General features: G+C 71.9%; 13 protein-coding genes and 1 pseudogene. 11 read left to right on the top strand and 3 right to left on the bottom strand.

What is annotated here, in order from left to right:
• Window positions 1-6 precede the first annotated feature (6 nt).
• The 5 genes from ACFY3N_RS29980 to ACFY3N_RS29960 all read left to right on the top strand — a co-directional run bounded on the left by ACFY3N_RS29980 (window position 7) and on the right by ACFY3N_RS29960 (window position 4,740).
• Window positions 7-1,545: an ATP-dependent DNA ligase gene (locus ACFY3N_RS29980; protein ID WP_390819912.1), complete on the top strand. Its 1,539-nt coding sequence runs from the start codon at window positions 7-9 to the stop codon at window positions 1,543-1,545.
• Entirely contained in the window at window positions 1,542-2,006 is a 465-nt protein-coding gene (locus ACFY3N_RS29975) for an NUDIX domain-containing protein (RefSeq protein WP_390819911.1), read from the top strand. Before ACFY3N_RS29980 ends, ACFY3N_RS29975 begins: the two co-directional genes overlap by 4 nt.
• Window positions 2,007-2,082: 76 nt before the next feature.
• Window positions 2,083-3,468, top strand: coding sequence for an NADP-dependent succinic semialdehyde dehydrogenase (locus tag ACFY3N_RS29970; RefSeq protein ID WP_390819910.1), 1,386 nt, complete (start codon window positions 2,083-2,085; stop codon window positions 3,466-3,468).
• Between the two features lie 25 nt (window positions 3,469-3,493).
• Complete coding sequence (locus tag ACFY3N_RS29965) at window positions 3,494-3,730, top strand: DUF6213 family protein (protein WP_390819909.1); 237 nt, start codon at window positions 3,494-3,496, stop codon at window positions 3,728-3,730.
• A gap of 146 nt (window positions 3,731-3,876) precedes the next feature.
• The gene (locus ACFY3N_RS29960; protein ID WP_390819908.1) at window positions 3,877-4,740 is read left to right on the top strand and encodes an RICIN domain-containing protein; all 864 of its coding nucleotides are present in this window, start codon (window positions 3,877-3,879) and stop codon (window positions 4,738-4,740) included.
• On the opposite strand, the gene ACFY3N_RS29955 is transcribed toward ACFY3N_RS29960, so the two are convergent.
• Window positions 4,727-5,407, bottom strand: coding sequence for a transcriptional regulator (locus ACFY3N_RS29955; protein WP_390819928.1), 681 nt, complete (start codon window positions 5,405-5,407; stop codon window positions 4,727-4,729). The two genes, ACFY3N_RS29960 and ACFY3N_RS29955, sit on opposite strands and share 14 nt — an antisense overlap.
• Before the next feature lie 102 nt (window positions 5,408-5,509).
• Window positions 5,510-6,772: an acyl-CoA dehydrogenase family protein gene (locus ACFY3N_RS29950; RefSeq protein WP_390819907.1), complete on the bottom strand. Its 1,263-nt coding sequence runs from the start codon at window positions 6,770-6,772 to the stop codon at window positions 5,510-5,512.
• Window positions 6,773-6,941: 169 nt separating this feature from the next.
• On the opposite strand from ACFY3N_RS29950, the gene ACFY3N_RS29945 reads away from it, so the two are divergent.
• Window positions 6,942-7,583, top strand: a complete 642-nt coding sequence (locus ACFY3N_RS29945) for a TetR family transcriptional regulator (protein ID WP_390819906.1) — start codon at window positions 6,942-6,944, stop codon at window positions 7,581-7,583.
• A gap of 4 nt (window positions 7,584-7,587) precedes the next feature.
• On the opposite strand, the gene def is transcribed toward ACFY3N_RS29945, so the two are convergent.
• Complete coding sequence (def, locus tag ACFY3N_RS29940) at window positions 7,588-8,133, bottom strand: peptide deformylase (RefSeq protein WP_390819905.1); 546 nt, start codon at window positions 8,131-8,133, stop codon at window positions 7,588-7,590.
• 146 nt (window positions 8,134-8,279) lie between these two features.
• Between def and ACFY3N_RS29935 the strand changes: the two genes are divergently transcribed.
• The 5 genes and pseudogenes from ACFY3N_RS29935 to ACFY3N_RS29915 all read left to right on the top strand — a co-directional run.
• Window positions 8,280-9,518: a MurT ligase domain-containing protein gene (locus ACFY3N_RS29935; RefSeq protein WP_390819904.1), complete on the top strand. Its 1,239-nt coding sequence runs from the start codon at window positions 8,280-8,282 to the stop codon at window positions 9,516-9,518.
• A gap of 25 nt (window positions 9,519-9,543) precedes the next feature.
• Complete coding sequence (locus tag ACFY3N_RS29930) at window positions 9,544-10,272, top strand: type 1 glutamine amidotransferase (RefSeq protein WP_390819903.1); 729 nt, start codon at window positions 9,544-9,546, stop codon at window positions 10,270-10,272.
• 214 nt (window positions 10,273-10,486) lie between these two features.
• Entirely contained in the window at window positions 10,487-11,512 is a 1,026-nt protein-coding gene (locus tag ACFY3N_RS29925) for a 6-phosphofructokinase (protein WP_390819902.1), read from the top strand.
• Between the two features lie 181 nt (window positions 11,513-11,693).
• Window positions 11,694-12,644 (top strand): cytochrome c oxidase assembly protein, encoded by a 951-nt coding sequence (locus tag ACFY3N_RS29920; RefSeq protein WP_390819901.1) that lies wholly within the window; start codon window positions 11,694-11,696, stop codon window positions 12,642-12,644.
• A 52-nt stretch (window positions 12,645-12,696) separates the two neighbouring features.
• Window positions 12,697-13,422 (top strand): annotated as a pseudogene (locus ACFY3N_RS29915) (DUF6777 domain-containing protein); the annotation flags it as partial.
• Window position 13,423 lies beyond the last annotated feature (1 nt).

The following is a 13,423-nucleotide window of genomic DNA, read 5'->3' as shown; positions in this document are numbered from 1 at the left end:
GACTGCATGCTGCTGTCCCGGCTGGCCCGTGTGTCCCAGGAGGTCGCCGCCGCCTCGGCGCGGTCCCGGAAGATCGCCCTGCTCGCCGAGCTGTTCCGGGAGGCGGAGGCGGACGACGTGCCGGTCGTCATCCCGTATCTGGCGGGGCGGCTGCCGCAGGGCCGGATCGGGGTCGGCTGGAAGGCGCTGAGCCGTCCGGTCGCCCCCGCCGCCGAGCCGTCCCTGACGGTGCGCGAGGTCGACGCGCTGCTCACCGCGCTCGGCCGGGTGTCCGGCCCGGGTTCCCAGGCGGAGCGGGCCCGGCTGGTCGGCGAGCTGCTGGGCGCCTCCACCGGGGACGAGCAGCGGTTCCTGTCCGGGCTGCTCACCGGCGAGGTCCGGCAGGGCGCCCTGGACGCGGTCGCGGTGGAGGGGCTGGCGCAGGCCACGGGGGCGCCGTCGGCCGCCGTGCGGCGGGCGGTGATGCTGGCCGGCTCCCTCCAGTCGGTGGCCGAGGCGCTGCTGGCGGACGGCCCCGGGGCGCTGGAGCGGTTCCGGCTCACCGTCGGCCGTCCGGTGCTGCCGATGCTGGCGCACAGCGCCTCCTCGGTCGCTGAGGCGGTGGAGAAGCTGGGGGCCTGCGCGGTGGAGGAGAAGCTCGACGGCATCCGCGTCCAGGTCCACCGCGACGGGGACACCGTGCGCGTGCACACCCGCACCCTCGACGACATCACCGACCGGCTGCCGGAAGTGACCGCGGCGGCCCGGGAGTTGCCGGGCGAACGGTTCATCCTGGACGGGGAGGTCATCTCCTTCGGCGAGGACGGCCGCCCCCGCTCCTTCCAGGAGACCGCCGGCCGGGTCGGCTCCCGGGTGGACGTGGCGACGGCCGCCCGGGAGGTGCCCGTCTCCCCCGTCTTCTTCGACGCGCTCTCCGTCGACGGCCGTGACCTGCTGGACCTGCCGTTCGCCGAGCGCCACGCGGAACTGGCCCGGCTGGTCCCGGAGCCCATGCGGGTGCGGCGCGCTCCCGTGTCGGGGCCCGGGGACCTGGGCGCGGCCGAGGAGTTCCTCGCCGAGACGTTGGCACGCGGCCACGAGGGCGTCGTGGTCAAGGGTCTGGACGCCCCCTACAGCGCCGGCCGGCGCGGCGCGTCCTGGCTGAAGGTCAAGCCCGTCCACACGCTCGACCTGGTGGTGCTGGCCGCCGAGTGGGGCCACGGCCGCCGCACCGGGAAGCTCTCCAACCTGCACCTGGGCGCCCGCACCGCCGACGGCGGCTTCGCCATGCTCGGCAAGACCTTCAAGGGCCTGACCGACGCGATGCTGGCCTGGCAGACCGAACGGCTGCGGGAGCTGGCGGTCGACGAGAGCGGTCATGTCGTGACGGTGCGCCCCGAACTCGTCGTGGAGATCGCCTACGACGGCCTCCAGCGCTCCACCCGCTACCCGGCCGGCGTCGCCCTCCGGTTCGCCCGTGTGATCCGCTACCGCGAGGACAAGCGCCCCGAGGAGGCGGACACGGTCAAGGCTCTGCTCGCCGCGCATCCCGGGGTACGGCCGTGAAGGGCGCCCGGAGCGCCGGACTGCTGTTGTTCCGACACACCGGTCAGGGCGTCGAGGTGTTGCTCGGTCATATGGGTGGCCCGTTCTTCGCCCGGCGGGAGAGCGGGGCGTGGACCGTGCCGAAGGGCGAGTACGGCCCCGGTGAGCCCGCCTGGGAGGCGGCGCGCCGCGAGTTCCGGGAGGAGCTGGGGCTGCCGCCGCCGGACGGGGAGGCCCTACCGCTCGGGGAGGTCCGGCAGTCCGGCGGGAAGACCGTCACCGCCTGGGCGGTGGAGGCGGACCTCGATCCGGCGGCGGTCGTCCCCGGCACCTTCGCGATGGAGTGGCCGCCGAAGTCGGGGCGGATCCAGGAGTTCCCGGAGCTGGACCGGGTGGCGTGGTTCCCCCTGGAGCGGGCCCGCGAGGTGATCGTCGGCGCGCAGGCCGCGTTTCTCGACCGCCTGGCGGAGCACTCGCCCTGAGGAGGCCTCCCGCGTTGCGCCGCCCACCACCGCGCGGGAAGGTCGGAAAGCACAGCCCGCCCCAGGGAGGTCAGCGATGCACATCGCCACGGTGAACCCGGCGACCGGCGAGACGGTCAAGACGTACCACCCCATGGACGAGGAGGAGATCGGGCACCGGATCCAGCTCGCGGAGGCCACGTTCCGTACGTACCGGACGACGACCTTCGACGAGCGTGCCCGTCTGATGCACCGGGCCGCCGAGATCCTCGACGAGGACCAGGAGACCATCGGCCGGGTGGTCACCACGGAGATGGGCAAGCCGATCAGGCAGGCCCGCGCGGAGGCCGCGAAGTGCGCCAAGGCGATGCACTGGTACGCCGATCACGCGGCGGAACTCCTCGCCGACGAGGAACCCGACGCCTCCGACGTGAAGGACTCCGGCGCCTCCCGGGTCCTGGTGCGCTACCGGCCGCTCGGCCCGGTGCTCGCCGTGATGCCGTGGAACTTCCCGCTGTGGCAGGTGGTGCGGTTCGCCGCACCCGCGCTGATGGCGGGCAACGTGGGACTGCTCAAACACGCCTCGAACGTGCCGCGGACCGCCCTGTACCTCGAGGACCTCTTCCACCGCGCGGGCTTCACCGAGGGCTGCTTCCAGACCCTGCTCATCGGCTCCGCCGCGGTCGACGACATCCTGCGGGACGAGCGGGTGAAGGCGGCCACCCTCACCGGGAGCGAGCCCGCGGGCCGCGCGGTCGCCTCCACCTCCGGGGAGATGATCAAGAAGACGGTGCTGGAGCTGGGCGGCAGCGACCCGTACGTGGTCATGCCCTCCGCCGACCTGGACCGGGCCGCCGAGGTGGCGGTCACCGCGCGGACGCAGAACACGGGGCAGTCCTGCATCGCCGCCAAGCGGTTCATCGTGCACACGGACGTCTACGACGCCTTCGCCGAGCGCTTCGTCGCGGGCATGAAGGCACTCAGGGTCGGTGACCCGATGGACGAGGAGACCGACGTCGGCCCGCTCTCCAGCGAACGGGGCCGGGAGGACCTGGAGGAACTGGTCGACGACGCCGTGCGCGCGGGCGCCACCGTGCTGTGCGGCGGCGAGCGCCCCGACGGGCCCGGCTGGTTCTACCCGCCGACCGTCCTGGCCGGCATCGGCCGGGAGATGCGCATCCACCGCGAGGAGGCCTTCGGCCCGGTCGCCACGCTCTACCGCGCGGCGGACGTCGACGAGGCGGTCCTGATCGCCAACGACACCGACTTCGGGCTGAGTTCCAACGTCTGGACCCGCGACGAGGCCGAGGTCGACCGGTTCGTACGGGACCTGGAGGCGGGAAGCGTGTACGTGAACGGGATGACGGCGTCCCATCCGGCGTTCCCCTTCGGCGGGATCAAGCGGTCGGGTTACGGACGTGAGCTGTCCGGGCACGGAATCCGCGAGTTCTGCAACATCACGACGGTTTGGCAGGGTGCGTGATGCCCGCGCGACTACGATCCCGACTGTGAACCGCGAAGTGACTCTGCCTCTGATCGTCGACGACCGCGGGACCTTGCAGGTGGCCGCCGCCGAGGTCAGCAAACTGCTGCGCACGGTGGGCGGGCGGTGGGTCCGGCTCGTCGAGGCCGGGGAGGACGGGCTCGACGAGGACACGGTCGCCGCGCTGACCATCGAGCTCGCGAAGCTCGCCGATCGGATCGACGTGGCGTGCATCGCCCACAGCAGTGGGGGTGCGCCGTAGGCCCCGCCCGCCGGCGATCCACCCGGCCGGCACGGGAACGGGGGATGTGACGTAACCCTTACGCCGGCACCGGAAAGGCTGACGGGGGACGTCCGGTGGTGTGGACTCCTGAGCGACCGAGTGATCGATCGTGTGATGGAGCAGCCATGAGACGGAATCGTTCCGCGGCCGCCGTGGCCACGGGGCTGGCGGCCGCCTGCCTGGGCCTCGGCCTTCCCGCCACCGCGTGGGCCGCCACCCCCGACGTCCCCGAGGCGTTGCGGATCTCCACCGGTGCCTACGCGGGCTTCCAGCAGTGCGGCGCCCCGACCCCGCCGACGTTCAGCACCGCCAACGGTTCCGCACCGTTGTTCGCCGCCTCGGTCAAGGGCCTGGAACCCCGACCCGGCCTGGACGGGACGATGGAGTTCGCACGCCTCGGCGAGCAGCCGTTCCGCACCTTCCGGACCGACACGGGGGCCGGCTACGTGTGGGCCCTGCAGATTCCCACCAGCACGTTCGGTCCGGGCGACTACCAGTGGCGGATCCGCGCCGAGGGCGCCGACGGCCCGTCCGACTGGTCCGCCTGGTGCACGTTCACCGTGACCGGCCCGGAACCCGCGCCCACGGAGTTCGCCTACAGCCCCGACGGCGGCCGGCACTGCCTGGACGTGAGCGGCGCCGGCCGGGAGGACGCCACGAGGGTGCAGTTGTGGGACTGCAACGGCTCCCTGGGCCAGACCTGGAGGACCACGCCCGAGGGCACCCTGGTGAACCCGAACTCGGGCAAGTGCCTGGACGTGGCCGACGGGGGGACCGCCAACGGCACCAAGGTGCAGATCCACACCTGCAACGGCACCGACGCCCAGCAGTGGCGCTACGACCGGACCGTCCCGGCCGGCTTCGTCAACCCCCGGTCCGGCGCGTGCCTGGACGTGCCCTACGCGGACTTCGCAGCCGGCGTCCAGGTCCAGATCCACGAGTGCAACGGCACCGAAGCCCAGGTCTGGAAGGAACTCACTCCCGCCTGACCGGCCGGGCCGCGGACCGCAGGGTCTCCCAGAACATGGCCTCGTAGCTCTGCAGGAGACGCCCGTGACGGCGGGCGCGGTGCTCGTCCAGGCGGCCCGCGTCCAGGGCGGCCCGGACCGCCGCCCGGGCCGTGCGGTCGAGGTCCGGGGCCGGTGCGGCGAAGAAGTCGAAGAAGGCGCAGGCCTCGTCGGAGAAGCCGTAGTGGGTGCGCAGGGCCTCGGCGATCGTGGCGCAGTAGCCGCCCCAGGCGGAGAAGTTGGCCGTCACGGCCAGGACGGCGTCGGCCGGTGCGGCGTTGAGGGCCAGCCAGGCGACGTAGGCCGGGTAGGCCTGGCACCCCGGCAGGGGCGCGTGGGCGTCCGCCCGGGACGCGTCGACACCGCAGGCGGCCGCGAACGGTTCCAGGTGCTCCCCGGCGAGCGCCTCGCCCTCCGCGAGAGCGGTGAAGAACGCGGCGGAGTCCGGTTCGGCCGCGGACCTGTCCGCCAGGTGCAGGAACGCGCGGCGGTCCGCGGGGATCACCAGGCGCTGCTCCAGGGCGAGCGCGGCCAGGACGTCCCGCTCCGCCTCGCCGCGGGCGATCAGCGGCACGAGGGGGTTGGCGCGCGGGTCCGGGGCCAGGTCGCGGGTGAAGCCCTCCATCAGGTCGCGGGCGGTGCGGGTCATCGCGTCCTCCGTCGCGTCGGTCACGCACGAGCCTTCCCCGGAAGCGGGGCGGGGGTAACCCGGCGGTGCCGCCCGCACCGCCGGGCCGTCCGTGCGGCCGTCTCAGCGGATGGGCATGCCCGACAGGGTGCGGGCGATGACCAGGCGCTGGATCTCGCTCGTCCCCTCGAAGATGGTGTAGATGGCGGCGTCCCGGTGCATCCGCTCGACCGGGTACTCGCGGGTGTAGCCGTTGCCGCCGAGGATCTGGATCGCCTGGCCGGTGACCTTCTTGGCCGTCTCACTGGCGAACAGCTTGGACATCGAGCCCTCGGCCGCCGTGAACGGCTTGCCGTTGATCGCCATCCAGGAGGCGCGCCACACCAGGAGGCGGGCGGCGTCGATCCGGGTGCGCATGTCGGCGAGCTGGAAGGCGACGCCCTGGTTGTCGATGATCGGGCGGCCGAACTGCTCACGCGTGGTCGCGTAGTCGAGGGCGACCTCGTACGCCGCGCGGGCGGTGCCCACCGCCATGGCGCCGACGGCCGGGCGGGACGCCTCGAAGGTGGCCATCGCGGCGTTCTTCACCCTCCCCCACTCTCGGCTTCGCTCGAGCGGGGGGACCCCCATGCCGCCCTGCTTCGCCTTCTCGCGGGCGCGGGCCAGGCGCTCGTCCAGCTTCTCCTTGCCGCCGAGCAGGCAGGAGCCGGGGACGCGCACGTCGTCCAGGATGACCTCGGCGGTGTGCGAGGCGCGGATGCCGTGCTTCTTGAACTTCTGGCCCTGGGAGCAGCCGGGGGTGCCCGGCGGGACGATGAAGGAGGCGTGGCCCTTGGAGCCGAGGTCCGGGTCGACGACCGCGACCACGACGTGGACGTTGGCGATGCCGCCGTTGGTCGCCCAGGTCTTGGTGCCGTTGATCACCCACTCGTCCTTGGCCTCGTCGTACACCGCGCGGGTGCGCATCGAGGCCACGTCGGAGCCCGCGTCGGGCTCGGAGGAGCAGAAGGCGGCGACCTTCACGTCATTGGCATCGCCGTACATCTGGGGGATCCAGGTGCCGATCTGCTCCTCGGTGCCGTTGGCGAGGACGCCGACGGCGGCCAGGCCGGTGCCGACGATCGACAGGGCGATGCCGGCGTCGCCCCAGAAGAGCTCCTCCATGGCCATCGGGATGCCGAGACCGGTTGCGTCGAAGTACTGCTGGGCGTAGAAGTCCAGGGAGTAGATGCCGACCTTGGCGGCCTCCTGGATGACCGGCCAGGGAGTCTCCTCACGCTCGTCCCATTCGGCGGCCGCGGGGCGGATCACATCGGCGGCGAAGCCGTGCAGCCAGTCCCGGACCTCCTTCTGTTCGTCGTTGAGCTCCATGGTGAACTCGGCCATGACCCCTCCAGCGGCACACTGCGTGTTACTTGCGGTAACCCCGAGTCTGTTACCGGCGGGTAGGAAAAGTCAACTCCTCAGGACCGGTCGGCATCCCGTTCGATGGGCGGATCGCCTTCAGTGTTAGTTTGCGCAGGCGTCACCGAATCAGCACGGGTGGGGAGAGCTCATGAACACCACACAGCGGACCGATCAGCAGCGGTCCGCCGACCGACGCCGGCGCGAGCTGCTGGAGGCCGCCGACCGGGTGGTGCTGCGCGACGGCCCGGGGGCCTCGATGAACGCGATCGCCGCCGAGGCGGGCATCACCAAGCCGATCCTCTACCGGCACTTCGGTGACAAGGGAGGACTCTACGCCGCCCTGGCCAAACGGCACACCGACGCGTTGCTGGACTCGCTGCGGGCCGCGCTGGACGCCCCGGCGGACCGGCGCGAACGGGTCGAGGCCACCCTGGACACCTACCTCTCGGCGATCGAGGCACGGCCCCAGGTGTACCGGTTCCTGATGCATCCGGCGGAGGAGTCGCAGAGCGACCAGGGTTTCGACGTCGGCAAGCACTCGGCACCGCTGCTGCGCCGGATGGGCGAGGAACTGGCCCAGGTCATCGGGGAACGGCTGGATCTCGGGCCGGGCGGCCAGCAGCTGGCCCGGGTGTGGGGGCACGGCATCGTCGGCATGATGCACGCGGCCGGCGACTGGTGGCTCGGCGAACGGCCCTGCCCGCGGGCGGAACTGGTGCGGAGTCTGGCCGATCTGCTGTGGGGGCGCCTGGCGGCCGCGGGGGACAAGGTGGGGGGTCCCGGGTTCTGAGCGCTCAGTCCGGCCGGTGCCAGGAAGCCCGGCCCACCTGACGCATGAGCCTGCGGTGGCGCCATCCCGTCAGCCGGTCGGCGTAGATCCGGCCCTCCAGGTGATCGCACTCGTGCTGCAGGCAGCGGGCGAAGAACCCGGTGCCGTGGACCGTGACCGGTTCGCCGGTCACCGTGAAGCCCTCGACGACCGCGTGATCGTACCGCTCCGTCCCCGCCTCCAGGCCGGGCAGGGACAGACAGCCCTCGGGCCCGCGCACCACCACCCCGTCCGTCTCGACCAGCCTCGGGTTCACCACATGGCCCAGGTGGCGGACGTCCTCGTCGTCCGGGCAGTCGTAGACGAACACCCTCGACGGCTCGCCGATCTGGTTGGCGGCCAGGCCCACGCCCCGCGCCGCGTACATCGTGGCGAACAAGTCGTCCACCAGGCGGGCGAGTTCCGGGCCGAAGTCGGTGACCTCCCGGCAGGGCGCGTGCAGCACCGGGTCGCCGAGCAGGATGAGGGGCCGTACACGTCCGTGGACGCCGGGGATGGAGCCGTGTCGCATGGCGGCAAGAGTACGGTCCTTGCAGCAACGCCCGTCTCACGATGGTGCCGCGGTTCTGGAGTGCGAATGGATCTCGATAGGCTGAGGTCTCACCACGTGGCCGTCAGGCACAGACGCGGCGCGTACGCAAGGAGGATCGAGAACTGATGGCAGGCAACTCGGACCCGCTCACGCCGCGGGCCAAGCTGGCCGTGACCGCGGGCAAGGCGGTCGCGGCGGCATCCCGCGCCGCCGGACGCGGCAGCGGTTCGGTGATCGGCGGCCGGGTGGCACTCAAACTCGACCCCGATCTCCTCGCCCGGCTCGCCCAGAACCTGGACTGCGTCCTGGTCTCGGCGACCAACGGCAAGACCACCACCACCCGGCTCATCGCCGAGGCGCTGCGGGCCGCGGGGCCCGTCGTCTCCAACGCGCTCGGCGCCAACATGCCGGCCGGCATCACCTCGGCGCTGGCGGGCGGCTCGGACGCGAAGTTCGGCGTCATCGAGGTCGACGAGAAGTACCTCGCGGGCGTCGCACGGGACACCGACCCCAAGTGCATCGCCCTGCTCAACCTCTCCCGCGACCAGCTGGACCGCGCCGCCGAGACGCGGATGCTCGCGGAGAACTGGCGCGAGGGCCTGGCCGGCTCCAAGGCCGTGATCGTCGCCAACGCCGACGACCCGCTGGTGGTGTGGGCCGCGTCCTCCTCCCCCAACGTGATCTGGGTCGCCGCCGGCCAGATGTGGAAGGACGACGCCTGGTCCTGCCCGTCCTGCGGCGGTGTGATGCAGCGCCCGGGCGACGACTGGTTCTGCGGCGAGTGCGGCTTCCGCCGGCCGACCCCGAGCTGGGCGCTCTCCGGGGACCACGTGCTCGACCCGCACGGCTCCGCCTGGCCGATCCACCTCCAGCTGCCGGGCCGCGCCAACAAGGCCAACGCCGCGAGCTCCGCGGCCGTCGCCGCCGTCTTCGGGGTGCCGCCGCAGGTGGCCCTGGAGCGCATGTACCAGGTGCAGGCCGTGGCCGGCCGCTACGACGTCGTGCAGTTCGAGGGCCGTGACCTGCGGCTGCTGCTCGCCAAGAACCCCGCGGGCTGGCTCGAGACGTTCTCGCTGATCGACCCGCCGCCCACGCCGGTGATCCTCTCGGTGAACGCGCGCTCCGCCGACGGCACCGACACCTCCTGGCTGTGGGACGTCGACTACACCCGGCTGACCGGCCACCCGATCTGCGTCGTCGGCGACCGGAAGCTGGACCTCGCGGTGCGCCTGGAGGTCGCGAACCAGCAGTTCCAGGTCTGCGAGAACCTCGACCAGGCGGTGCAGCTGTGCCCGCCGGGCCGGATCGAGGTCATCGCCAACTACACCGCGTTCCAGGACCTGCGCCGCCGCGTCGGCAACTGACCAACGACACCCCAGGGGACTTGAAGTGAGCGACAACCAGCTGCGGGTCGTGTGGATCTACCCGGACCTGCTCAGCACGTACGGCGACCAGGGCAACGTCCTCGTCGTGGAGCGCCGGGCGCGGCAGCGCGGCCTGGACGTGGCGCGGCTCGACGTGCGCAGCGACCAGCCGATCCCGACCTCCGGCGACATCTACCTGATCGGCGGCGGCGAGGACCGTCCGCAGCGGCTGGCCGCCGAGCGGCTGCGCCGGGACGGCGGTCTGCACCGGGCGGTGGGCAACGGCGCGATCGTCTTCTCGGTCTGCGCCGGCTACCAGATCCTCGGCCACGAGTTCATCAACGACCTCGGCCAGCGCGAGCCCGGCCTCGGCCTGCTCGACGTGGTCTCGGTGCGCGGCGAGGGCGCCCGGTGCGTGGGCGACGTACTGGCGGACATCAATCCGCAGCTGGGGCTGCCCCCGCTGACCGGGTTCGAGAACCACCAGGGCGTCACCCACCTGGGCCCCACGGCCCGTCCGCTCGCCCAGGTGCGTTTCGGCAACGGCAACGGCACCGGGGACGGCACGGAGGGCGCGTACAACGAGACCGTCTTCGGCACCTACATGCACGGTCCGGTGCTGGCCCGCAACCCGCAGATCGCGGACCTGCTGCTGAAGCTGGCGCTCGACGTCAACGCGCTGCCGCCGACCGACGACCACTGGTACGAGGCGCTGCGCAACGAGCGCATCTCGGCGGCGCAGCAGCCCGCCTGAGAAGGTCCGCGGACCCGCGTCCGCGGGCCGCGGGCACCCGGGTGTCGGACGGGCGCGACCGGCCCGTCTGACGACTGGTCCGCACAGGTGAGCGGGGTCGTCCAGCAGGCGGACGCCAGGTGCGGCCCCGCCCCCCGAAGCGGCTAGGGTGACGGAGATCGAGCCGGACGACGCGGTCCGGTCCCGGCCCACATCGAGAAGGTTGTTTCGGGCTATGCGCATTGGTGTCCTCACGTCCGGCGGCGACTGCCCCGGCCTGAACGCCGTCATCCGGTCCGTCGTGCACCGTGCCGTCGTCGACCACGGCGACGAGGTCATCGGCTTCCGGGACGGCTGGAAGGGCCTCCTGGAGTGCGACTACCTCAAGCTCGACCTCGACGCGGTGAGCGGCATCCTCGCCCGCGGCGGGACGATCCTCGGCTCCTCCCGGGTACGCCCCGAGCATCTGCGGGACGGCGTGGAGCGGGCCAGGGGGCACGTCCGGGAGCTCGGCCTCGACGCGATCATCCCGATCGGCGGTGAGGGCACGCTGAAGGCGGCCCGGCTGCTCTCGGACAACGGCCTGCCGATAGTGGGCGTGCCGAAGACCATCGACAACGACATCGCCGTCACCGACGTCACCTTCGGCTTCGACACGGCCGTCGGCGTGGCGACCGAGGCCCTGGACCGGCTGAAGACCACCGCCGAGTCGCACCAGCGTGTGCTGATCGTCGAGGTCATGGGCCGGCACACGGGCTGGATCGCGCTGCACTCCGGCATGGCGGCCGGCGCGCACGCCGTCGTCGTACCCGAACGGCCCTTCGACATCGACGAGCTGACCGCCAAGGTCGGCGAGCGGTTCTCGGCCGGCAAGCGGTTCGCGATCGTGGTCGCCGCGGAGGGGGCCAAGCCGAAGGCCGGGACCATGGACTTCGACGAGGGCGGCAAGGACGTCTACGGTCACGAGCGGTTCGCCGGGATCGCCCGGCAGCTCTCCCTGGAGCTGGAGGCGCGGCTCGGCAAGGAGGCGCGGCCGGTGATCCTCGGGCACGTGCAGCGGGGCGGGACGCCCACGGCGTACGACCGGGTGCTGGCGACGCGGTTCGGGTGGCACGCGGTGGAGGCGGTGCACCGCGGGGAGTTCGGGCGGATGACCGCGCTGCGGGGTACGGACATCGTGACGGTGTCCCTCGCGGAGGCGGTGGAGACGCTGAAGACGGTGCCGGAGGAGCGCTACGCGGAAGCGGAGTGCGTGCTGTGAGCGCGCGGCGCCGATAGCCGATAGGGGCCCGGTCCGCCGCGGGCCGCAGGTGGTCCGTCGCGCGCTCCCCCGCGCCCCCGGAGGGTGCTCCCCCCGACCCCGGTCACCGGTGTGGCCGGGGTCGGCCGTACTCTGAGTGCGGACGGATTGCGTACAACCTGCACGAAACTGGAGCCGGTGGATGGATCACAGCGGGCACGGCATGACCATGGATCTGCCGCCGTTCACGCTGGGGCGGGGGCTCGCCTGGTCGGCGGATTCCTTCTTCCTCATCGCCTGCCTGCTGGGGCTGGCGCTGTACGGCTGGGGCGTGGTCCGTCTGGTGCGGCGCGGCGACACGTGGCCGGTGGGGCGGACCGTCGCGTTCGTCACCGGTGTGCTGAGCATCGGGCTCATGATGTGCACCGCGCTGAACGACTACGGCATGGTCATGTTCAGTGTGCACATGGTGCAGCACATGGTGATCAGCATGGTGTCGCCGATCCTGATCCTGCTCGGCGCCCCGATCACCCTCGCCCTGCGCGCGCTGCCGCCGGCCGGGCGGGGCCGCACGGGACCGCGCGAGCTGCTGCTGATGCTGCTGCACAGCCGCTACATGCGGGTCGTCACCCATCCGGTGTTCACCATTCCCCTGTTCATCGCGAGCCTGTACGGCCTGTACTTCACCCCGCTGTTCGACTTCCTGATGGGCTCCAGGGCGGGGCACATCGCGATGATGGTGCACTTCCTCGCCGTCGGCCTGGTCTTCTTCTGGCCGATCATGGGGGTGGACCCGGGTCCGCACCGGCCTGGGCATCTGATGCGGATGCTGGAGCTGTTCGCGGGCATGCCGTTCCACGCGTTCTTCGGCATCGCGCTGATGATGGCGTCGACCCCGATGGTCACGACGTTCGAGAACCCGCCCGCCTCGCTCGGGATCGAGGCCCTGTCCGACCAGAACGCGGCCGGCGGCATCGCCTGGGCGTTCAGTGAGGTCCCCTCCGTCCTGGTGCTGCTCGCGCTGCTGTTCCAGTGGCACGCCTCGGACCAGCGGCAGGCCAGGCGCAAGGACCGCGCAGCCGACCGGGACGGGGACAAGGAACTCGAGGCGTACAACGCCTATCTGGCCTCACTGAACGCACGCGGGAACTGAATACACCGTCTCCCGGACCCCCTTGAAAGGGAAATGTCCACCGGTAGCATGAATGCTTCGGGGGAAACCGCCGGGGGGAGCGGTGATGGCACTGCGCGCGTTCATGCACAGGGCGGGAAAAGCGGCGATTCGGAGGATCGCCGTCCTGTCATTGTCGATTCTTGCCGCCAGTGGGTGCGATTCCGGCGCACCCCTGTCCGACGTGAGGGCGGTGGCCGCGGGGACCGGCCTCCCTCGCGCCGTTCTTCGACGAGCGCAGCGGACCCGGACGGGACGCCGACGTGCGGTCGCGGCCCGCTCACGGCGGTCTGCAGCAGGGGGACACGCCCGGCCCCTGTACGGGGGCACCGGCGAAGCGCCGGTCTGCGACGTCGAGCGGTCGAAGCGGTACCTCGCCGAACCCCGCAACGACCGCAGGGCACGCGTCTGGGCCGGGGCGCTGGAGCTCCGTACGGACGAGATACCGGGGTATCTCGACCGGCTCACCCCTGTCCTCCTGCGTCACGACACTCTGGTGAGGAACCACGACTACACAAAGGGAAAGGCCGTTCCCTTCGACGCGCTGCCCCAGGCGGGAATCGCGATTCCGGTCGACGAGCGGGGACTGCCTGCGGTGAAGTGCTCGTGCGGAAATCCGCTGCGGCCCTTCGAGGGGGACAAAAGCAGGATTTCCGTGTCGTTCGACGACGGAGACAAGGAGTGGAAGGGGTACGACCTCTCCGAGGTCGTGGTCGTGCGGCCCGCGTCCCGGGAACCGGAGCGGATCGCCCTCGTCGGAC

The organism is Streptomyces sp. NPDC000348 (genome assembly GCF_042898795.1).
GTDB lineage: Bacteria > Actinomycetota > Actinomycetes > Streptomycetales > Streptomycetaceae > Streptomyces.
Note: the sequence above shows the minus strand (reverse complement) of the source record. Positions and strands in the feature narration are given on the sequence as shown.